At 65.4% G+C, this 18,942-nt stretch carries 19 protein-coding genes, 1 tRNA gene and 1 pseudogene; 9 read left to right on the top strand and 12 right to left on the bottom strand.

All coding sequences use genetic code 11. The annotated features are described in order from the left end of the window. Positions 1-4 precede the first annotated feature (4 nt). Together LOY51_RS16685 and LOY51_RS16680 are read right to left on the bottom strand one after the other, a co-directional pair. Positions 5-565 carry a helix-turn-helix domain-containing protein gene (locus tag LOY51_RS16685; protein WP_125859079.1) on the bottom strand — a complete coding sequence of 187 codons (561 nt, stop codon included), beginning with the start codon at positions 563-565 and terminating at the stop codon, positions 5-7. After that, positions 558-1,847, bottom strand: coding sequence for an NAD(P)/FAD-dependent oxidoreductase (locus LOY51_RS16680; RefSeq protein WP_125859078.1), 1,290 nt, complete (start codon positions 1,845-1,847; stop codon positions 558-560). The genes LOY51_RS16685 and LOY51_RS16680 overlap by 8 nt, the downstream gene beginning before the upstream one ends. A gap of 210 nt (positions 1,848-2,057) precedes the next feature. On the opposite strand from LOY51_RS16680, the gene LOY51_RS16675 reads away from it, so the two are divergent. From LOY51_RS16675 to LOY51_RS16665, 3 genes are all read left to right on the top strand, one after another. Next, the gene (locus LOY51_RS16675; RefSeq protein ID WP_110994733.1) at positions 2,058-2,945 is read left to right on the top strand and encodes a LysR substrate-binding domain-containing protein; all 888 of its coding nucleotides are present in this window, start codon (positions 2,058-2,060) and stop codon (positions 2,943-2,945) included. A 94-nt stretch (positions 2,946-3,039) separates the two neighbouring features. Further along, positions 3,040-4,149 carry an agmatine deiminase gene (gene aguA / locus LOY51_RS16670; RefSeq protein ID WP_125464491.1) on the top strand — a complete coding sequence of 370 codons (1,110 nt, stop codon included), beginning with the start codon at positions 3,040-3,042 and terminating at the stop codon, positions 4,147-4,149. Beyond that, complete coding sequence (locus LOY51_RS16665; RefSeq protein WP_374046856.1) at positions 4,149-5,240, top strand: extracellular solute-binding protein; 1,092 nt, start codon at positions 4,149-4,151, stop codon at positions 5,238-5,240. The genes aguA and LOY51_RS16665 overlap by 1 nt, the downstream gene beginning before the upstream one ends. 3 nt (positions 5,241-5,243) lie before the next feature. Here the strand turns inward: LOY51_RS16665 and LOY51_RS16660 are convergent, their stop codons facing one another. Continuing rightward, positions 5,244-5,423, bottom strand: coding sequence for a hypothetical protein (locus tag LOY51_RS16660; RefSeq protein ID WP_258642165.1), 180 nt, complete (start codon positions 5,421-5,423; stop codon positions 5,244-5,246). A gap of 154 nt (positions 5,424-5,577) precedes the next feature. On the opposite strand from LOY51_RS16660, the pseudogene LOY51_RS16655 reads away from it, so the two are divergent. Then, a pseudogene (locus LOY51_RS16655) lies at positions 5,578-6,322 on the top strand (peptidase C39 family protein). 85 nt (positions 6,323-6,407) lie between these two features. Here the strand turns inward: LOY51_RS16655 and LOY51_RS16650 are convergent. Beyond that, positions 6,408-7,691, bottom strand: coding sequence for an NAD(P)/FAD-dependent oxidoreductase (locus tag LOY51_RS16650; RefSeq protein WP_125464487.1), 1,284 nt, complete (start codon positions 7,689-7,691; stop codon positions 6,408-6,410). Between the two features lie 202 nt (positions 7,692-7,893). Between LOY51_RS16650 and LOY51_RS16645 the strand changes: the two genes are divergently transcribed. From LOY51_RS16645 to LOY51_RS16635, 3 genes are all read left to right on the top strand, one after another. Next, positions 7,894-7,970 (top strand) — tRNA-Val (locus LOY51_RS16645). A gap of 339 nt (positions 7,971-8,309) precedes the next feature. Next, entirely contained in the window at positions 8,310-9,032 is a 723-nt protein-coding gene (locus tag LOY51_RS16640) for a hypothetical protein (protein WP_125859021.1), read from the top strand. Beyond that, positions 9,025-9,684 (top strand): RES family NAD+ phosphorylase, encoded by a 660-nt coding sequence (locus tag LOY51_RS16635; RefSeq protein WP_125859020.1) that lies wholly within the window; start codon positions 9,025-9,027, stop codon positions 9,682-9,684. Before LOY51_RS16640 ends, LOY51_RS16635 begins: the two co-directional genes overlap by 8 nt. Before the next feature lie 128 nt (positions 9,685-9,812). Here LOY51_RS16635 and LOY51_RS16630 read toward each other — a convergent pair whose 3' ends face one another. The 6 genes from LOY51_RS16630 to aotJ all read right to left on the bottom strand — a co-directional run bounded on the left by LOY51_RS16630 (position 9,813) and on the right by aotJ (position 14,909). Next, on the bottom strand, positions 9,813-10,718 hold the full coding sequence (locus LOY51_RS16630) for a MurR/RpiR family transcriptional regulator (RefSeq protein ID WP_125859019.1): 906 nt from the start codon (positions 10,716-10,718) through the stop codon (positions 9,813-9,815). Between the two features lie 82 nt (positions 10,719-10,800). Then, complete coding sequence (locus LOY51_RS16625) at positions 10,801-11,565, bottom strand: ABC transporter ATP-binding protein (protein WP_125464485.1); 765 nt, start codon at positions 11,563-11,565, stop codon at positions 10,801-10,803. A gap of 19 nt (positions 11,566-11,584) precedes the next feature. Then, entirely contained in the window at positions 11,585-12,697 is a 1,113-nt protein-coding gene (locus LOY51_RS16620) for a succinylglutamate desuccinylase/aspartoacylase family protein (protein WP_258642161.1), read from the bottom strand. Between the two features lie 9 nt (positions 12,698-12,706). Continuing rightward, on the bottom strand, positions 12,707-13,405 hold the full coding sequence (locus tag LOY51_RS16615) for an ABC transporter permease (RefSeq protein WP_110994742.1): 699 nt from the start codon (positions 13,403-13,405) through the stop codon (positions 12,707-12,709). 13 nt (positions 13,406-13,418) lie between these two features. After that, positions 13,419-14,108: an ABC transporter permease gene (locus LOY51_RS16610; protein ID WP_125464483.1), complete on the bottom strand. Its 690-nt coding sequence runs from the start codon at positions 14,106-14,108 to the stop codon at positions 13,419-13,421. A gap of 24 nt (positions 14,109-14,132) precedes the next feature. After that, a complete protein-coding gene (aotJ, locus tag LOY51_RS16605; protein WP_125464482.1) occupies positions 14,133-14,909 on the bottom strand; it encodes an L-arginine-binding protein AotJ in 777 nt (258 codons plus the stop codon). Between the two features lie 350 nt (positions 14,910-15,259). On the opposite strand from aotJ, the gene LOY51_RS16600 reads away from it, so the two are divergent. Continuing rightward, positions 15,260-15,712, top strand: coding sequence for an HvfA family oxazolone/thioamide-modified RiPP metallophore (locus LOY51_RS16600; protein ID WP_258642158.1), 453 nt, complete (start codon positions 15,260-15,262; stop codon positions 15,710-15,712). A 79-nt stretch (positions 15,713-15,791) separates the two neighbouring features. Continuing rightward, on the top strand, positions 15,792-16,211 hold the full coding sequence (locus LOY51_RS16595) for an organic hydroperoxide resistance protein (protein ID WP_125464480.1): 420 nt from the start codon (positions 15,792-15,794) through the stop codon (positions 16,209-16,211). 37 nt (positions 16,212-16,248) lie between these two features. On the opposite strand, the gene LOY51_RS16590 is transcribed toward LOY51_RS16595, so the two are convergent. Continuing rightward, complete coding sequence (locus LOY51_RS16590; RefSeq protein WP_258646669.1) at positions 16,249-17,757, bottom strand: DHA2 family efflux MFS transporter permease subunit; 1,509 nt, start codon at positions 17,755-17,757, stop codon at positions 16,249-16,251. 53 nt (positions 17,758-17,810) lie between these two features. Next, positions 17,811-18,941, bottom strand: a complete 1,131-nt coding sequence (locus LOY51_RS16585) for an HlyD family secretion protein (protein ID WP_125859013.1) — start codon at positions 18,939-18,941, stop codon at positions 17,811-17,813. Between the last annotated feature and the right edge of the window lies 1 nt (position 18,942).

Genomic DNA, 18,942 nt, shown 5'->3' with positions numbered 1-18,942 from the left:
GCTCTTAACGGAAGACCCAGAGGACCCGGGTCGGCTCGGTGGTGAGGTTGGCGTAGCGGAATTGGCTGTGCGGCGGCAGCTGGAAGCTGTCGTTGGGGTACAGGGTGACGGCCTCGGCAACGCCTTCGAGCCACAGCGTCAGCTCGCCTTCGAGGACGAAGCCGCCCTGTTCCGAGCTGTCGTCCAGGTGCCCATCGCCACTGCTGGCGCCGGGCGCCAGGTGGCTTTCGAGCATGGCGAAGCGGCCATTGAGGGTGGGCGAGACCAGCACGTCGGTGACGCCGGCGGCGTAATACAGGGTGCGCCGCTCGCCGGGGCGGGTGACCCAGTCGATCTCCCGTGGCGGCACGGCTTGGTAGAAGTAGGTGGTCGGTACCTGCAGGGCTTCGCTGATGGCGGTGAGGTCGGCCACGGTCGGGCGCGACAGGCCGCGCTCCACTTGCGAGAGGAAGCCCAGCGAGCGGTTGACCCGCCCGGCCAGCTCGTCCAGCGTCAGGCCACGGTGCTTGCGCAGGTCGCGCACCAGCCGCGCCAGGGCTTGGCTGTCGTCGGTCAACTCAGACATGGTCGCGCATCCTGTACCAGGCCTTGGCCGCAGCCTCCAGTGGCGCAGCCAGGAGGTCGCCGCCGGGGAAGCGGCCGTTGTCGATGCCCTGGTACAGCGCCAGCAGATCGTCGTCGCCGAGGATCGCGTCGCTGACCGCCCGCGCCCCGGCCAGGGTCGGCAGCACGCCGTGCCCGGAGAAGCCTTGCAGCCAGTAGCGCTGGCCTTGGCGGCCGATGTCCGGGGTGCGCTGGATGCTGCAGTCGATGTGGCCGCCCCAGGCATGTTCGATGGCCACCCCGCGCAGTTGCGGGAACACCCGTTCCAGGTAGGGGCGGGTGGCGGCGGCGACATCCTTGGGGATGCCGCCCAGGTAGGTGCAGCCACCGCCGAACAGCAGGCGGTGGTCGGGGGTGAGGCGGAAGTAGTCGGGGACGAACTGGTTGTCGATCACGCAGCTGTTGCGCGGCAGCAGCGAGGCGGCGAAGTCGGCGTCCAGCGGCGCGGTGGCCACCTGGTAGGAGCCCACCGGCAGCAGGCGCCGCGCCAGATTGCGGTCGAGGCGGTCGATGTAGGCGTTGCAGGCCAGCACCAGCACACTGCTGCGCACTTCGCCCTTGTCGGTGCGGGCGACGAAGCCTTCGGCCGTTTCCTGATAATCGAGCACCTGGCTCTGTTCGAAGATGCGCCCGCCGGCCTGTTCAATCGTGGCGGCCAGGCCCTGGGCCAGTTTCAGCGGGTTGAGGTGGGCGCCGTTGGGGTCCAGCAGGGCGGCCTGGTAGCGTGGGCTGTCGATCCACTCGGGCAGCTCGTCGCGGCCGATCAGGCGCAGGCAGTCGTAGCCGAATTTCTGTGCCGCGTCGCGTTGCGCTTCCTCCAGCAGCTTTACCCGCCTCGGCAGCACTGCAGTCCACAGGCTGCCCAGGCGATAGTCGATGTCGAAGCCGTGGCGCGCCGGCAACTCGCTCATCTCGCGGGCGGCCCAGCACATGCTGTCCCACAGGCGCCGGCTGCGCTCCAGGCCCAGGGCCTTTTCCAGCGGTGGCATGTCGCAGGACCAGCCCGGCAGGGCCTGGCCGCCATTGCGCCCGGAGGCGGCCCAGGCGACGCGGCTGGCTTCGAGCAGGGTTACGCGTTTACCGGCCAGGGCCAGGCGCAGGGCGGTGTGCAGGCCGCTGAAACCGGCGCCGATGATGAGGATATCGGTGTCGTGCTGGCCTTGCAGGGTAGGGCGCAGGGGGATGGCGCTGGGGTAGGTCTGGGCGTAGTAGCTGGCGACGTGCTGGGCGGATTGCTTGAACATGCCGGTGCCTCGTGAAATTTGTTTTGATTATTTTCATGAAAAAATAGCAGATAAATTTCATTGCGCCAGCGGGGCGGTGTTGACGATATGATCCGGGGACCGCGTTGCGGTCCTTTCGTGGTACAGAGGAATGCGTATTCCTGTAGGAGCGGCCTTGTGCCGCGAAAGGGCTGCGCAGCAGCCCCAATGACAAATACAAGGCTTACGCCCATGCGCCGCCTGCCATCCCTCACCGCCCTGCGCACCTTCGAATGCGCCGCCCGCCATGGCCACTTCGGCCGCGCCGCCGCCGAGCTGTGCGTCACCGACAGCGCCGTCAGCCACCAGATCCGCCAACTGGAAGAACAACTCGGCGTCGCCCTGTTCGAGCGGGTCGGCCGTCAGGTGCGCCCGAGCGCCGAGGCCGAGCGCCTGCTGCACCACCTGCAGCAGGCCTTCGAATTGATCGGCAAGGCCTGCGACGAGCTGCGCGACCCGGCCTCCCAGGCCGTGCTGCGGGTGGCGGTAACGGCGGAGCTGGCGCAGAAATGGCTGGTGGCGCGGCTGGCCGACTTCAGCAGCCGCTACCCGCACATCACCCTGCACCTGCACGATCAGCCGATCGACGCCGGTGCCCCGGCGCTGGACGTCGACCTGGCCATCACCTACGGCACCAGCACCCTGGATGCCAGCACCCACTTCGTGAGGCCCTTGCCGCTGCTGCAGTTCTTCCCGGTGTGCAGCCCGGGCCTGTTCAACCAGGGCGGGCTCAAGCGCCCGCGCGACCTGGTGCGCCATTGCCTGTTGCACGACGATCAGGATGGCCGCACCTGGACCACCTGGCTGGCCACCCACGCCGAAGACGCCTTGCCCACCCGGCAGCTGTATTTCCCCCACGCCGCCCTGGCGCTGGAGGCGGCGTTGCTGGGGCAGGGCGTGGCCATGGGCGATAACCTGACCTGCCAGGCCGACCTGCAAAGTGGCCGCCTGGTGCGCCCGTTCAGCGCCAGCGTCACCGCCCAGGGGCAGTACGCGCTGGTGTGCGAGCGCCTGCGCCTGGAACGCGGCGCAGTGGCGCAATTCATCGAATGGTTCATCGAACAGTTGGGCGATAGCTGAATTAAATTCAGCTATCGCTGAGTTTTCATCGTTGGAAGGCAAAAGCGCCGCGGCGTAGCGTGCAGTCATCACTCACCGACACCGAGGTTGACCCATGGCACGTTCGCTCACCACCACCCCCAAGGCCGATGGTTTCCGCTTGCCCGGCGAATTCGAAGCCAAGGCCGGCTGCTGGCTCGGTTGGCCGGAGCGCCCGGATGTGTGGCGCAATGGCGGCAAACCGGCGCAGAAGGTCTGGGTCGAGATCGTCACCGCCATCGCCAGCAGCGAGCCGGTGACGGTCTGTGCCTCCGCCGCCCAGTACGCCAACGCCCGCAACCTGCTGCCGGCCCATGTGCGGGTGGTGGAGATGACGTGCAACGACACCTGGTTCCGCGACAGTGGGCCGTGTTTCGTGGTCAACGATCAAAGCGGCGAGGTGCGCGGCGTGGACTTCGAGTTCAATGCCTACGGCGGCCTCGACGGCGGCCTTTATTACCCTTGGGACAAGGATGACCAGATCGCCCGCAAGATCCTCGAGATCGAAAACCTCGACCGCTACCGCGCGCCTTTGATCGCCGAGCTGGGCGGTATCCAGAGCGATGGTGAAGGCAGCCTGCTGACCACCGAGCAGTGCCTGCTCAACCGCAACCGCAACGCCCACCTGGGCAAGGACGAGGTGACCCGACGGCTGCAGGACTACCTCGGCGCCGAGCAGGTGATCTGGCTGCCGCGCGGGTGCAAGTTCGACGAAACCGACGGCCATGTCGACGACCTGGCCTGCTTCGTGCGCCCCGGCGAAGTGGTGCTGCAATGGACCGACAACCGCGACGACCCGCAGTGGGAGATCTACCAGGAGGCCTATGACATCCTGCGCAGCACCCGCGACAGCCGTGGCCGCGCGCTCAAGGTGCACAAGCTGCCGCAGCCCGAAGTGCTGCGCTGGACGGCTGAAGAGGCGGCGGGCCTGGACCATGTGGAGGGTACCCATGTGCGCCAGGCGGGCACGCAGATCTGCGCTTCCTACATCAACTACTACGCCGGCAACTCGGCGATCGTCGTGCCGCTGTTCGGCGACCGCAACGACAGCATCGCCCAGGCCACCCTGGCCGAGCTGTTCCCAGGCCACCGCATCATCGGCATCGACAACAGCCGCGAGATCCTGCTCGGTGGCGGCAACGTCGCCTGCATCACCATGCCGCAATACGCCGGGGGCCGCCGCTGATGAGCCGCCTGGCCCTCGCACTCGCCTTGGGCTGCATGGTGTCGGCGGCCACGGCCGCCGATGCCGACAAGCCCACGGTCAACTTGTACATCTGGGGCGAGTACCTGGCCCCGGATACCTTGGCCAACTTCGAGAAGGAAACCGGCATCCGCGTGGTGGCCGACCATTTCGATTCGCTGGAAACCGCCGAGACCAAGCTGCTCACCGGCGGCAGCGGCTACGACCTGGTGCTCAGCGCCGGCCAGCACCTGAGCCGGGCCATCGCCAGCGGCGCGCTGCAGCCGCTGGACAAGTCGCGCTTGCCGCACCTGCAAGGGGTAGGGGAGGCGTTTCTTGAGCACATGGCGGTGTTCGACCCAGGTAACCGCTACGCCGGCACCTACGCCTGGGGCACCACCGGCGTGGGCTTCCAGCAGCAGGCAGTGGCCGCGCGGCTGGCCGACGTGCCCAAGGACAGCTGGGCGATGCTGTTCGACCCGCAGGTGGTGGCGAAATTCGCCGATTGCGGGGTCAGCCTGCTCAACGACCCCAACGAAGTGTTCGCCGCGGTGATGCGCTACATGGGCCTGGACATCAACCAGCAGCGGCTGGAGGACCTCAGGGCCGCCGAGGCGCAACTGCGCAAGGTGCGCCCGTACATCCGCTATTTCGACAACGACCGCAACATCAACGACCTGGCCAATGGCGAGACCTGCGTGGCGATGTCGTGGAACGGCAACGTGGCCATTGCCCAGGCCCAGGCGCAGCAGGCCGGCAAGCCGTTCGGCCTGGACTACAGCATCCCCCGCGAGGGCACGTTGATCTGGCTTGATGCCTTGGTGGTGCCCAAGGACGCACCGCATCCGCAAGCGGCCTGGGCCTTGATGGACTACCTGATGCGCCCGGAGGTGATTGCGCCGATCACCGATACCATCCACTACGCCAACGCCATCACGGCGGCCGACAACCTGGTGGATGCGCAGATCCGCAATGCCCCGGGTACCTACCCGCCGGCTGCGGTTCGGGCGCGGCTGTACAGCAAGAACGACAACGACAAGGCGTTCAACCGGGAGCTGACCCGGGCGTTCAGCCGTTTGAAGAGCGGCACCTGAACCTCAGTGCGCCCCCGCATGCCGCCGTGCACGGCGTGTTTGCTGGGGTTTGGCCAGGGGCGGCGTGGGCAGGTGGTGGGGATGGGAGTGCCGCCGCACGATGCGCAGCACGCCCCAGAGCATGGCCGCCGCAACGCTGAGCCACATGCCGACCAACATGAGGATTGCCATGGACAGGGTCATGAATGCCTCCTTCTTGATGACGGGCAGCGCGTCATCCCGGACACAGTTGATAGTCTAGCCCGGCGCTTGTGACGTTCCATTGACCGAAGGTCTAGTGCTTGGGCCGTTTGGTTCCAAGTACGGCCCGGGCTATACCCGGGCGCGGTGGCGGCCTATGATCGGTGGCCATGGCCGGGCGGCATCCGCCTGGCGTCGGAACAAGCGAGTGCCCCATGTTGCAAGACCTTCCCAAGTCCCGGGGTTCGAGCCCCCGTCGTCTGCTTGCCGCCTGCCTGGTGGCCGCTGCCTTGGCCGGCTGCTCCAGCACACCCCCGGCGGCGCTCAAGAGCCTGCCGCAGCGGGTCGAGATCAGCAGCGTGCCGTTCTACCGTGGCAATGCCAACCACAGCGGATCGATGGCCTTGGCGGCGGTGCTGTCGGCCAAAGGCGCGCCGATCACCCCGGGCTTGCTGGACAAGCCGCTGGGCCTGCCGGGGGCCGCCGAGTCGCTGGACAGCACGATCCCCAAGGTAGCGCGTGAATACGGCATGCTCGTGTACCCGCTGGACAAGCGGCTTGACGCCTTGCTGGCGCAAGTGGCCGCCGGTTACCCGGTGCTGCTGCGTTTTCAGGAAGGTTCGGCCTGGTGGAGCGAGCCACGCTACGCCGTGCTGATCGGTTATGACCGCTACAAGCAGCGGGTACTGCTGCGCGCAGGCATGCACCGGCGACAGTTGATGAGCTTCGACAGTTTCGAGTCGGCGTGGGCCAAGGAGGGCAGTTGGGCGGTGCTGGTGCAGTCGCCTCGGCAGTTGCCGGCCCAGGTGGATCGCCAGCGCTGGTTGCAGGCGGCGGATGAGCTGGCGCGCTCGGGGCAGGAGATTGCGGCGAAGCAGGCGGTGAATAGCCTGGGGCATTGAGGGGGAAAATCGCGGGGCAAGCCCGCTCCCACGTTGATGACGTGGGAGCGGGCTTGCCCCGCGATAGTTTGGTACTTTTGGTCTGTCAGAAGCCCAGACGGTCACGCAGGCTGTAGTACCAGGCGCCGAGGGCGCTGAACGGCACGCGCAGCATCTGGCCACCCGGGAACGGGTAGTGCGGCAGGCCGGCGAACGCGTCGAAGCGCTCGGCCTGGCCGCGCAGGGCCTCGGCCAGCACCTTGCCCGCCAGGTGGGTGTAGGTCACGCCGTGGCCCGAGCAGCCTTGCGAGTAGTAGATGTTGTCGCCAATGCGACCTACCTGCGGCAGACGCGACAGGGTCAGCAGGAAGTTGCCGGTCCAGGCGAAGTCGATCTTCACGTCCTTGAGCTGCGGGAAGGCCTTGAGCATTTTCGGGCGGATGATCGCCTCGATGTTGGCCGGGTCACGCGCGCCGTAGACCACGCCGCCGCCGAAAATCAGGCGCTTGTCGCCGGTCAGGCGATAGTAGTCGAGCAGGTAGTTGCAGTCCTCGACGCAGTAGTCCTGCGGCAGCAGGGTGCGGGCCAGTTCCTCGCCCAGCGGCTCGGTGGTGATCACCTGGGTGCCGCACGGCATGGACTTGGCGGCCAGTTCCGGCACCAGGTTGCCCAGGTAGGCGTTGCCGGCGACGATGATGAACTTGGCGCGGACCTTGCCCTGCGGGGTGTGCACCACCGGGTTGGCGCCACGCTCGATGCGAACGGCCGGGGTCTGCTCATAGATGATGCCGCCCAGCGACTCGACCGCCGCGGCTTCGCCCAGGGCCAGGTTGAGCGGGTGGATATGGCCGCCGCTCATGTCGAGCATGCCGCCGACATAGCTGTCGCAGGCCACCACTTCACGGATGCGCTTCTGGTCCATCAACTCCAGCTGGGTGTGGCCGAAGCGTTCCCACAGGCGTTTTTGCGATTCCAGGTGGCCCATCTGCTTGCTGGTCAACGCGGCGAACACGCCGCCGTCCTTCAGGTCGCACTGGATGTTGTACTTGGCCACGCGCTCACGGATGATGCGCCCGCCCTCGAAGGCCATCTTGCCCAGCAGTTGTGCTTCTTTAGGGCCGACGGTGCGTTCGATCACGTCGATGTCGCGGCTGTAGCTGTTGACGATCTGGCCGCCGTTGCGGCCCGAAGCGCCGAAACCGACCTTGGCGGCCTCGACGATGCTCACCTTGAAGCCGTTCTCCAGCAGGAACAGGGCGCTGGACAGGCCGGTGTAGCCGGCACCGATGATGCACACATCGGTTTCCACCTCACCCTGCAGCGCCGGACGTGGCGGCACCGGGTTAGCCGAGGCGGCGTAGTAGGACTGGGGGTAGGGGGTAGTGGCCATGCTCGAGGAACCTCGTGTTTTATATTTTTAACGAATGTACCGATGCTATCAATAATAATAAACACCCGCTAGTCGTCCGGTGAAAATCCTTTACGCCGACCCTGCCGGTATCCTTTTTCAAATATTTTTAAGATTCAGTAGCTTAGCGTGAAAAAAAGCGTTGACAGCGATTTTGTAACGCGTAGAATGCGCCCCACACGACAGGCACATAGCTCAGTTGGTTAGAGCACCACCTTGACATGGTGGGGGTCGTTGGTTCGAGTCCAATTGTGCCTACCAAACAAAGTCCCGGGTAACCGGGCATCGAAAAGGGCGATCCGAGAGGGTCGCCCTTTTTGCATTTTCAGGATTTTTTGCAGCCCTGCCACTAACGGGCAGCTCAAGTCGGCATTGTTAGCCATTGGATCGCGAAATCTGCGCGCACACCCCGAGGCGCTGATCGTGCCTGCCCATATCTGAGCGGCGGTGTACCTACATCCTTTATTGGTGCGGCAACGGCCAATTCATTACCGCGTTCCGAGCTAGCACCAGCCATCGGCCTTGGCTTGCTCTCCATCCTTCCTAGGATTAGATTGGTTATTGCCGAAAGCGGTAATATCTATCATCAGGGAGTTCGCCATGGCAGAGCCTGCAGAGGTCATCAAGATCAGCCGCTCCGTCGTGCTGTTCGATGAACTGGATCAGTATCACGGCCTCGAGGCGTTGGAAGGGGGCGCTGAAGTCCATCACATAGAAGAGCTGGAAGGGGAGACGCAATCCTTCCATATCGTCATAGCCGTAAACAGCAACTCGAAGACATCGGCGCAGGCGTATCTATATACCCTGGACATGGTGAACCAGCAGTTCCAGCGGCGTGCGCGTTCGGTGAGCTGTGAGTCCATACAACGCCTCGTGGAGGTCATGGTTCCCCTGGAGCCGATCTCCTCGACAAAGCTCCACCAAGCCCAGATGCTGATGAAGGCCAAGACCGCTGTTCTGGAAAGCGGTGATTGGGTCACGGCGTCCGAGATTGCGGGCCTGGCCAAGCTCAGCGCCAGCAATCCATCCTCGCAGCCAAGTAAATGGAAGCGGGAGAAGCGCATTTTTGCCATCACCCACAATGGCGCGGATTATTTCCCCCTGTACGGGCTGGATGAGGCGCGTAGCTACAGGCCCCTGTCTCAGCTGAAGGATGTGATCATGGTGCTTGAGTCAGCCAAGGACGCTTGGCAGATGGCCTACTGGTTCATGTCCGAAAACAGCTGGCTGGCCTCCAAGCGCCCGCAGGATCTGCTGCGCACTGACCCGGACCGTGTGCTCGAAGCCGCCCGGGAGGAAGTGTCGGAGATTTCGCATGGCTGATCAGTGCAAACCTGATAAGCCACCGACCACACTCCACGTATCCCGTTTCATCCTTCCCGCTGGCACCTTGCTGCACCGGGTACACCAAGGACGCTTCGGTGCGACTGAACACAACGCCACTGGGGGCGGCAATGCTCGATTCAGCCCGATCTCCACTGCCGCAGGAGCGATAGTCCCGACCCTCTACGCCGGCAGCACGTTCCATTGCGCGGTGATGGAGACGACATTCCATGACGTGAGCTACTCGGCTGGCCTGAAGACTTTTCAGCAGAAGCGACTCAATGGTCTGAAGCACTCTGTCATTTGTACCGCCCGGGACCTGACACTCGTCGACCTTTCGACCAAGGCACTCCGCCGGCTGGGCATCGAGCGCCAGCACCTGATAGATACGCCTGCATCGGAGTATGGCTACACGAGGTCCTGGGCGAAGGCGCTTCATCAGTTCATGCTCGAGGCGCAAGGATTGCGCTGGATTTCTCGCCAGGATGACCAAGCCGAGGCTTATGTCCTGTTTGGCGATCGTCTTGGTGAGGGGGCGCTCGTAGAGCACGATGTGGGGCGGGACCTGCAACACGACCCGGACACCTTCGGCCAGCTGCTGGCGCTGGCGGACATGATTGGCGTCCTGATACTCCCAGAGGAGGAGCCCTGACCGGGCTGCAAACCTGTAACCCGGCCTTCCCGCCGGGCTTCATAGCGCCGAACTCGGGAAGAGTCGTCCTTCTTGTTTTGCGCAAGATCCTTGGCTGGTCACTTCAGTACGGGGCGCCAGCCCCGCCGCTAACCCCTGCTGCCTTTACCGCCAGGCACATGCAGATAGGCCATCACGCTCTCGGTCAGTTCGGTCGCCAGTTTCACCGCCTCCTTGTTACGTGCCATCACCCCGGCCACCAACCCTTCGATCAACGCCAGCACGGCGATGTTGGAGCTGGTCAGCACCGGATGGTCGGCGGGCGCGAACAGCACATGGTGGGCAATGGCGGTCAGCGGCGAGGCCGGCGAGTCGGTGATCGCCAGCACCGTGGCGTTGCGCTCGCGGGCATAGCGCGACAGTTGCAGCGTGTCCTGGGAGTAGCGCGGCAGGGCAATCGCCAGCAGTACGTCCTGCTCGTCGATCACCGCCAGTCTATAAGCGGCGTTCTCGTTGCCACCTTCCATGCTGATGGCCAGGGCGTCGTTGCAGAACGGCACCAGCGTCGAGGCTGCCAGGCTGGCCAGGTAGGCGCTGTTGCCAAACCCCAGCACATAGACCTTGCGTGCCGCGAGCAGGCGCTTGACGAAGGTTTCGAAGGTGTCGGCCTGGTTGTTGCTGGCGGTGGTCGCCAGGTTGCTGCTGGCGCTCTGGATCTGCTCGTGCAGGCCAAAATCGCCATCGGGGCGCTGGGCCAGCTCGTTGCGCAGCTTGTCCACCGGCGAGACCATCTGCTGCAGGGTGGTCACCAGCTCTGCTTTCATGCCGCTGTAGCCGCCCAGGTCCAGGGCTTTGGCCAGGCGATTGACCGCCGCCGGCGAGGTCGCGGTGGCCTGGGCCATCTCTTCAATGGTCAGGGTCGCGGCCTTCAAGGGGTGGCGCAGAATGTAGTCGGCGACCTTGCGCAGCGAAGGCGGCAGCTCGGGCAGGCTTTCCGACAGTTTGCGCATGACCGGCGAGGCATACACGGTGGTGTTCTTCGAATGGCTCGGCATCCGGCGCGAAGCTCCCTGAAAAGTTGGGCCGTAGTGTATCCCAAGGCGCCCCGCGGCGGATGGCCGCAGAGCGCCGGGGGGCTTACTTGAGGCTGCCGGCAAGGAACTGGCGCAGCCGCTCGGACTGCGGCCGTGCCAGCACTTCGCGCGGGGCGCCGCGTTCTTCGGCAAGGCCCTGGTGGAGGAACAGCAGCTGGTTCGACACCTCGCGGGCAAAGCCCATCTCGTGGGTGACCACGACCATGGTGCGGCCCTCCTGGGCCAGGTCCTGCATCACCTTGAGCACTTCGCCGACCAGCTCCGGATCGAGCGCCGATGTGGGCTCGTCGAACAGCATCACCTCGGGCTCCATGGCCAGTGCCCGGGCGATAGCCACCCGTTGCTGTTCGCCACCGGACATGTGCGCAGGGTAAGCGTCGCGCCGGTGGCTGACGCCCACCTTGTTCAGGTAGTGCTCGGCCTTTTCGCGTGCCTCCTTGCGGTTGATGCCCAGCACCTGCACCGGCGCCTCCATCACGTTGTCCAGTGCGCTCATGTGCGACCACAGGTTGAAGTGCTGGAAGACCATGCTCAGCCGTGAACGCAGGCGCTGCAATTGCCGCGGATCGGCCGCCCGCAAACCGCCACGCGGGCATTCGCGCAACTTGAGTTGCTCGCCGTTGACCACGATCTGCCCGGCATTGGGTTGTTCGAGCAGGTTGATGCAGCGCAGGAAGGTGCTCTTGCCCGAGCCGCTGGAGCCAATGATGCTGATCACGTCGCCAGCGTTGGCCGCAAGCGACACGCCCTTGAGCACCTGGTGGCTGCCGTAGCTTTTATGCAGGTCCTGGATGTGCAGTTTGTTCATCGGTCGGTACTCGTAGGTATCAGTCGCTGAGCAAGCGACCCTGGCGGATGGGGGTATTGCCGGCGATCTTGGCCAGCCACAGGCCCGGTTGGGCAAAGCGCAGGCGTTCGCGGGCGTAGAGAATGCCGTCGGTGCTGGCCCGGACCACGCTGTGGCGGTCACTGAGCGGGTCGATCACTTCGAACAGCGGGTCGCCGACCCGCACCTGCGCCCCCAGGGGTTGCAGGTAGCTGACCACGCCGGGGTGCTCGGCGTAGGCGTACTGGGCGCCAGCGAATGGCGTGGCCTGGCAGCCAAGCGCCGGTGCGCTCGGCCAGTGGCCGCTGATCAGGCCTTGCTCGGCCAGGTAGCCGAGGATCTGCTCGGCGCTGGCCTGGCACTGCTCGCGGCCGGTGTCGGCCATGCCGCGCAGCTCGATGGTGGTGGCCACGCAGGCCAGGGGGATCTGGGCCTGGGGGAAGTGTGCGCGCAGTTGCAACCACGGCGCCGCACAGGCTTCATCGAACGCGTCGCCGCCGGCACCTTCGGCCAGCAGCACCGCTTCGGCGCCCAGGCGCGCGGCCAGCGAGCGCAGCTGCGGCCAGTGCTGTGGCATGGCGTAGAGCAGCATCACCGATTCGAAATCACAGTGCAGGTCCAGCACCAGGTCGGCGTCGCAGGCATGGCGCAAGAGCAGCCGGCGCAGGCCGTCCAGCTCCGACTGCGGCGGCGGCAGGGCGTCGATGAGCTCGACCATGGCCTGGCGAATCGTTGCCACGTTGCCGGCCTCGTCGTCGCCCAGGCGACCCTCCAGGCGCGTGGCCAGCGCCTGGGTCAGTGCCGGGAAGTCGCGGTTGAAATTCTTGCCGCTGTTGAATTCGAAACGGCCCTGATGGGTGGCCTGGAACATCTGGCCGATGCCGATCGGATTGGCCAGGGGCACCAGTTCGATGGTCCCGCTGAGCCGGCCTTGGGCCTCGAGCTCGAGCAGGCGCCGCTTGAGCTCGACGGCAACGCGCATGCCCGGCAGTTCGTCGGCGTGCAGCGCAGCCTGGATGTAGGCCTTGCGCGGCCCGCTGCCAAAACGCAACACGCGCAGGCTCCGCTGGGTGCCGCAGGCGCTCCAGGGCAAGGTATGGTCAATGTGCTGCATGCAGGCTCCTTAGTGCTTGCGTGGGGCCAGGTAGGCCAGCCAGTGGCGCTCGGCCAGTTTGAACAGGCGCACCAGCAGGAAGGTCAGGGCCAGGTAGATCAGCCCGGCGGTGATGAACGCCTCGAAGGGCAGGTAGTAGCGCGCGTTGAAGGTTTTTGCAGCGCCGGTGATGTCCACCAGGGTGACGATCGAGGCCAGGCTGGTGGTCTGCAGCATCATCAGCACCTCGTTGCTGTACTGCGGCAGGGCCCGGCGCAAGGCCGAGGGCAGCAGGATGCGCCGGTACAGGGTCAGGGGTGACATGCCCATGGCGCGGGCCGCTTCCAGCTCGCCGCGTGGGGTTGCCCGCAGGCTGCCGGCCAGCAGCTCGGCGCTGTAGGCACTGGTGTTGAGGGCGAATGCCAGGCAGGTGCAGAAGGTTGCGCTGGACAGGTACGGCCACAGCGGGCTTTGGCGCACGGCTTCGAACTGGGCCAGGCCGTAGTAGATCAGGAACAGCTGCACCAGCATCGGCGTGCCGCGGATCACGTAGGTGTAAAGCCAGGCGGGGTAGCGCAGCAGGCACCTGCGCGAAACCCGCATCAGCCCCAGGGGGATTGCCAGCGCCAGGCCGCAGGCCAATGAAATCAGCAGCACCTTGAGGGTCAGGGCAATGCCGTTCAGGTACAGCGGCAGGTTCTGCCAGATCAGCTGGTAGTCGAGCATCATCGCAGCGGCTCCCTTACAGCTCGGCGGCTTTGTAGCCGACCGAGTAACGTTGTCCCACGCCGCGCAGCAGCACCAGCGACACACTGGTCAGCAGCAGGTACAGCGCCGCCACGGCGAGGAAAAAGGTGAATGGCTGGTGAGTGGCGTCGGCCGCGTTCTTGGCCTTGAACATCATGTCCTGCAGGCCGATCACCGAGATCAGCGCGGTGGACTTGGTCAGCACCAGCCAGTTGTTGGTGAACCCCGGCAGCGCCAGGCGCACCATCTGCGGCAGGCTGATCCGCCAGAACACCTGCAGGCCGCTCATGCCATAGGCCGCGCCAGCCTCGGCCTGGCCCTTGGGGATGCCCAGGAAGGCGCCGCGGAAGGTTTCCGACAGGTACGCGCCGAAAATGAAGCCCATGGTGCAGACCCCGGCGATGAAGGGGTTGATGTCGATGTACTGTGAGTAACCCAGGGCCAGCGCCAGGCGGTTGACCAGGTCCTGGCCGCCGTAGAACACCAGCAGGATCAGCACCAGGTCAGGGATGCCGCGCACCACCGTGGTGTAGACCTCGCCCAGCGCCGCCAGCCACTTGAGGGGGGACAGCCGGCAGGCGGCGCCGAACAGGCCCAGGCCGATGGCCACTGCCATGGCCAGCAGGGCCAGTTCGATGCTCAGCCAGGCACCCTCGAGAATGCTCGATCCATAGCCGTGAAGCATGATGAAAACCCTCGCGAGCCAGCGTTACTGGCCGTAGATATCGAACGGGAAGTACTTGCTCTGCACCTGCTGGTAGGTGCCGTTGGCGCGGATCGCGGCGATGGCGGCGTTGAGCCGCGCCAGGTTGGCGGTGTCGCCTTTGCGCACGGCGATACCGGCGCCACGGCCGAAGTACTGAGGGTCGCTGATGTCCGGACCGACCAGGGCAAAGCCTTGGCCGGCGGGGGTCTTGATGAAGCTCTCCTCGGTGTTGACGATGTCGGCGAGGGTGGCATCCAGGCGCCCGGACACCAGGTCGAGGAAGGCTTCGTTCTGCGAGGCGTAGCGCACCACCTCGACGCCCGCAGGCTCCAGTTGCTCGGTGGCGAAACGGTCATAGGTGGAGGCGCGCTGCACACCCACCTTGCGGCCCTTCAGGTCCACGGCAGGTACGTTGAGCTGGCTGCCGGCCTTCATCGCGAACTTGCCCGGCGTGTGGTAGTAGCGGTCGGTGAAATCGACCGACTTGAGGCGGTCTTCGGTGATCGACATGGACGACAGCACGGCGTCGATCTTGCGCACCTTCAGCGACGGAATCATCCCGTCGAACTCCTGGATCACCCACTGGCACTTGACCTGCATCTGCGCGCACAGGGCATTGCCGATGTCGTAGTCGAAGCCGGCAAGCTCGCCTTCGGGCGTGCGGTAGGAGAAGGGCGGGTAGGCCGCCTCGATGCCGATCCGCAGGCTTGCTTCATCGGCGTGGGCGAGGGCGCTGCAGGCACAGAAGGCCAGTGCGCCAAGAAGTCCGGTCTTGTTCATTTTATCGACTCCGGTGGGTGGGCAATGCCGCCCGGCGCTGCATGGGCGAGGGGGCGGCGGAACTGAAATTGACACAATTAATTTCATAAATCAATGCAGTGAAAATAAACATGTCAAAAAGGCGATGCCCGGTTCACCCTGGCGGTCGAGCGGGCACCGGTACCCACCTCGACCCGAGGATGTATCGCTTTGTATCCGCCCCCGGCCTTTGCAACCTCGCTTACAAATACCGCTGCCGATGGATACGCCCCGGATACACGCCTGGGGCCAAATGCGTCAGCCCGAACGAAAAGCCTGCCGGCGATGTTCCGGGCCCTCATGGCACAACCCAACCGCTATCGGAGCAACACATGTCCAACACCAAGACTCGTATCGGCCTGCTCACCATCGCCCTGGTGGGCGGTATCAATCTCAGCGCCTCGGCCTTCGCCGTGGAGGCGTTGCCCCAGGGCTACCAGGTAGCCGCTGCCGGCAAGGCCGCGGAAGGCAAGTGTGGCGAGGGTAAATGCGGCGCGGGCGCAGCCCAGGCCAAGGGCGCCCAGACGGAAGGCAAGTGCGGTGAAGGCAAGTGCGGCGATGCCTCCTTCGCCCGCACCGACACCGACCACGATGGTCGTGTCTCGCGCGCCGAACTGCTGGCGGTGGCGCCCAAGGCCAATGCCGAGTTCGACGCCATCGACGCCAACCACGACGGCTACCTGTCGGAAGGCGAGGTGTACCAGTTCCGCAAGGGCCAGTTCGACGCCAATGGCAAGCCATTCCCGGCCGACCTGTACAGCAGGCTGAGCCAGGCCAAGAACTGAACCTCGGCAATACCCAAGGCACGGCGCCGGGCCATGGGCCCGGCCAAGCCTTCCCTTACCTTTGTGAAGGAGCAGCAGCATGACCCAGCAGACCACCATCCTCTACACCGCCCGCACCCACACCAGCGGTGGCCGCGACGGACGCGGCCAGGCCATCGACGGCGAGCTTGACCTGGCATTGAGCCCGCCCGGCTCCGGCCGCCCTGGTACCAACCCTGAACAGCTGCTGGCCATTGGCTGGTCGGCCTGCTTCATCGGCGCCTTGCGCCGGGCGGGGCAGAAGCTCGAATTACGCCTACCGGAAGGTGTGGCGGTGGATGCCGAAGTCTCCCTGGGCAACAGCGCCGACGGCGGTTTCATCCTGGCCGCCCAACTGACCGTGCACCTGCCAGGCCTGGCGCAAGTGGACAAGAAGAGCCTGGTGGACGAAGCCCATCAGATCTGCCCGTACTCCAAGGCGACGCGTGGGAACATCGAGGTGAACTTCGTCATTCCTTGAAGGGCACGCCCTGTGCACCTTGTCCGGGCGCGGGGTATCAATGCGCGTCGGCTGATGGCTGTGGCGGCGGCTGGACCTTGCGCATCAGGGGCACCAGCAGGGTGGCGACGGCAAAGCACAGCATGATCACCAGGAACGCATCGGCAAAGGTCAGCGTCTGCGCTTCGCGCCAGGTCAGGCCCCACAGCTGGTGCAACGCCGCCTGGCCGGCGTCGAGGCTGTTCTGGCCCAGTGCCTGGGCGTTGTCGCGCCATTGCTCGAGCCAGCGGTTCATGCCCTCGTTACTGGCGTTCAGGTGTTCGGCCAGGCGCAGGAAGTGCAGGTTGGTGCGATCGTTGAGCACGGTCGCACAGGCCGCGATGCCGATCGCGCCACCGAGGTTTCGCATCAGGTTGAACAGTCCCGAGGCCAGTTTCAGGCGCGCCGGCGACAGTGCGCCCAGGGTCAGGGTGACGGTCGGCGGCACCGCCATCTGCTGGGCGAACCCGCGTATGGCCTGGGGCAGCAGCAGTTCCTTGGCGCCCCAGTCATGGGTGATCGACGAGAAGTCCCACATCGAAATGCCGAACAGCGCCAACCCCAGCATCAGGATCCAGCGCAGGTCCACGCGGTTGGCCAGAAAGGCGTAGACCGGGATGGCCAGCAACTGGAACACCCCGGTGGAGAACACCGCCAGGCCGATATCCAGTGCGCCGTAGCCGCGAACCCGGCCGAGGAACAGTGGTGTGAGGTAGATCGTGGCGAAAATCCCGATCCCGGTAATGAAGGAAAACAGGCAGCCCAGGGCAAAGTTGCGCTCGCGCAGGGCGCGCAGATCAACAATGGGGTCGTCGATCTTCAGGCTGCGCCAGACGAACAACACACCGCAGATGGCGGCCACCCAGGCCGTGGTGGCGATGATGCTGTCACTGAACCAGTTCCAGCGCGGGCCTTCTTCCAGGGTGTATTCCAGGCAGCCCAGAAACAGCGCCATCAAGCCCATGCCCAGGTAGTCGGCGCCCTTGAGCAAGGCCAGGTTGGGGCGGTCGACCTTGACCAGAAGCGGCACGGCGACGGTGACGAACAGGCCGGGCACCAGGTTGATGTAGAACAGCCAGTGCCAGGACGAGATATCGGTGATCAAACCACCCACCGCCGGGCCCAGGGTGGGGGCAAGCGAAGCGATGGCGCCGATCACCGAGGCGGCGATCACCCGTTGCTTGCCACTGAAGTAGATGAACGCTGTGGTGAATACCAGCGGGATCATCGACCCGCCGAGAAACCCTTGCAGTGCGCGAAAGGCGATCATGCTCTGGATGTTCCAGGCCAATGCGCACAGCAGGCTGGTCAGGGTGAAGCCGGCGGCCGAGGCGGCGAACAGCCAGCGTGTGCTCATCACCCGCGACAGCCAGCCCGACAATGGGATGACGATGATCTCCGCGATCAAGTAGGCCGTCTGCACCCAGGCGGTGTCGTCGGCGCCGGCAGAGAGCCCGCCTCCGATGTCCTTCAGTGACGCCGAGACAATCTGGATATCGATCAGGGCAATGAACATCCCGACGCACATGCAGGCAAAGGCCGTGACCTTTTGCGCGGGGCTGAGGGCGGGCAGTTCGCTGATCACGGCCGGCCTGCCGACGCAACCTCAGGCTGCGGCAGGGGCTGGGGCCTGGTATCGACTTCGGCAACCACCGACAGGCCCGGGCGCAGCGCGCCGAATTCGGCATCGCTGCCTTGCAGGCGAACGCGTACCGGCACCCGTTGCACGATCTTGGTGAAGTTGCCCGTGGCGTTCTCGGCGGGCAGCACGCTGAACTGTGCGCCCGTAGCCGGCGCGATGCTCTCGACGTGGCCCTGGAAGGTGCGGCCCGGCAGGATGTCGGCGGTAACCTTGACGGCCTGGCCCACCTGCATGCGGGAGAGCTGATCCTCCTTGAAATTGGCGTCCACCCACAGGCCGTGGGCGGGTACCACCGAAATCAACTGGCTACCGGCGGCGGCATAAGCCCCCACCTTGGCCCGGCGGTTGCCCACATAACCGTCCACCGGAGCGCGCAGTTCGGTGTAGCCGATGTTCAGTTGCGCCTGCTGGCGGTCCGCTTCGGTTTGGGCCAGGGCCGCAAGGGCCTGCTCACGCTGGGTGCCGATCACCGCCAGTTGCTGGCGCGCCGCCAGTAACCCTGCATCGGCGTGGGCGCGGTCGGCCAGCGCGGTTTTCCAGGTGGCTTCGACCTGCTGGGCACTTTGCACCGAAACCGCCTGGCTGTTCACCAGGGTCTGGTAACGGGCGCGGTCGTGCTGGGCCCTTTGCGCCTCAGCGCTGCGCGCGTCGATCTGGGCCTTGGCCTGGCTGATGATGGCCTGCTGCAGCAGCTCGACTGCATCCAGGTTGGCCAGGCGAGCCCGTTGCGCGGCCACGGCGCCGTCGGCTTTGGCCAGTGCCGCCTGGTAGTCGCGCACATCGATGCGCGCCAGCAGGTCACCGGCTTTGACGAACTGGTTGTCCAGCACCGCGACTTCGCTGATATACCCCGGCACTTTGGCGCTGATCACGGTGACGTCGGCGCCCACGTAGGCATCGTCGGTGTCTTCGATGAAACGCGCGCTCGACCACCAGTGGCCGGCATAGCCCACGGCGCCGACCACCGCGAGTGCCAGCGCGGCCAGGCGCAAGGCCGCTTTTTTCCTGCCCGGCTTGTTAGTCGTGGGCGGGGCGGACTGCTCGGGGGTGGGGGCAACGTGAGCGTTCATG

Source organism: Pseudomonas sichuanensis (assembly GCF_024749065.1).
In the GTDB taxonomy this organism is placed as follows: Bacteria; Pseudomonadota; Gammaproteobacteria; order Pseudomonadales; family Pseudomonadaceae; genus Aquipseudomonas; species Aquipseudomonas sichuanensis.
The sequence above is the reverse complement of the archived record's forward strand: the minus strand, read 5'-3'. Positions and strand labels throughout refer to the sequence as shown.

What these genes read in the sequence shown, in the direction of transcription:
- LOY51_RS16600 (WP_258642158.1), top strand. Translation starts at nt 15,260, where the DNA reads ATGTCCAACACCAAGACTCGTATCGGCCTGCTCACCATCGCCCTGGTG.
- LOY51_RS16640 (WP_125859021.1), top strand. Translation starts at nt 8,310, where the DNA reads ATGGCAGAGCCTGCAGAGGTCATCAAGATCAGCCGCTCCGTCGTGCTG.
- LOY51_RS16635 (WP_125859020.1), top strand. Translation starts at nt 9,025, where the DNA reads ATGGCTGATCAGTGCAAACCTGATAAGCCACCGACCACACTCCACGTA.
- LOY51_RS16680 (WP_125859078.1), bottom strand. Translation starts at nt 1,847, where the DNA reads ATGTTCAAGCAATCCGCCCAGCACGTCGCCAGCTACTACGCCCAGACC.
- LOY51_RS16620 (WP_258642161.1), bottom strand. Translation starts at nt 12,697, where the DNA reads ATGCAGCACATTGACCATACCTTGCCCTGGAGCGCCTGCGGCACCCAG.
- LOY51_RS16595 (WP_125464480.1), top strand. Translation starts at nt 15,792, where the DNA reads ATGACCCAGCAGACCACCATCCTCTACACCGCCCGCACCCACACCAGC.
- LOY51_RS16650 (WP_125464487.1), bottom strand. Translation starts at nt 7,691, where the DNA reads ATGGCCACTACCCCCTACCCCCAGTCCTACTACGCCGCCTCGGCTAAC.
- LOY51_RS16675 (WP_110994733.1), top strand. Translation starts at nt 2,058, where the DNA reads ATGCGCCGCCTGCCATCCCTCACCGCCCTGCGCACCTTCGAATGCGCC.
- LOY51_RS16625 (WP_125464485.1), bottom strand. Translation starts at nt 11,565, where the DNA reads ATGAACAAACTGCACATCCAGGACCTGCATAAAAGCTACGGCAGCCAC.
- LOY51_RS16665 (WP_374046856.1), top strand. Translation starts at nt 4,149, where the DNA reads ATGAGCCGCCTGGCCCTCGCACTCGCCTTGGGCTGCATGGTGTCGGCG.
- LOY51_RS16630 (WP_125859019.1), bottom strand. Translation starts at nt 10,718, where the DNA reads ATGCCGAGCCATTCGAAGAACACCACCGTGTATGCCTCGCCGGTCATG.
- LOY51_RS16660 (WP_258642165.1), bottom strand. Translation starts at nt 5,423, where the DNA reads ATGACCCTGTCCATGGCAATCCTCATGTTGGTCGGCATGTGGCTCAGC.
- LOY51_RS16590 (WP_258646669.1), bottom strand. Translation starts at nt 17,757, where the DNA reads ATGTGCGTCGGGATGTTCATTGCCCTGATCGATATCCAGATTGTCTCG.
- aotJ (WP_125464482.1), bottom strand. Translation starts at nt 14,909, where the DNA reads ATGAACAAGACCGGACTTCTTGGCGCACTGGCCTTCTGTGCCTGCAGC.
- LOY51_RS16610 (WP_125464483.1), bottom strand. Translation starts at nt 14,108, where the DNA reads ATGCTTCACGGCTATGGATCGAGCATTCTCGAGGGTGCCTGGCTGAGC.
- LOY51_RS16615 (WP_110994742.1), bottom strand. Translation starts at nt 13,405, where the DNA reads ATGATGCTCGACTACCAGCTGATCTGGCAGAACCTGCCGCTGTACCTG.
- aguA (WP_125464491.1), top strand. Translation starts at nt 3,040, where the DNA reads ATGGCACGTTCGCTCACCACCACCCCCAAGGCCGATGGTTTCCGCTTG.
- LOY51_RS16685 (WP_125859079.1), bottom strand. Translation starts at nt 565, where the DNA reads ATGTCTGAGTTGACCGACGACAGCCAAGCCCTGGCGCGGCTGGTGCGC.
- LOY51_RS16585 (WP_125859013.1), bottom strand. Translation starts at nt 18,941, where the DNA reads ATGAACGCTCACGTTGCCCCCACCCCCGAGCAGTCCGCCCCGCCCACG.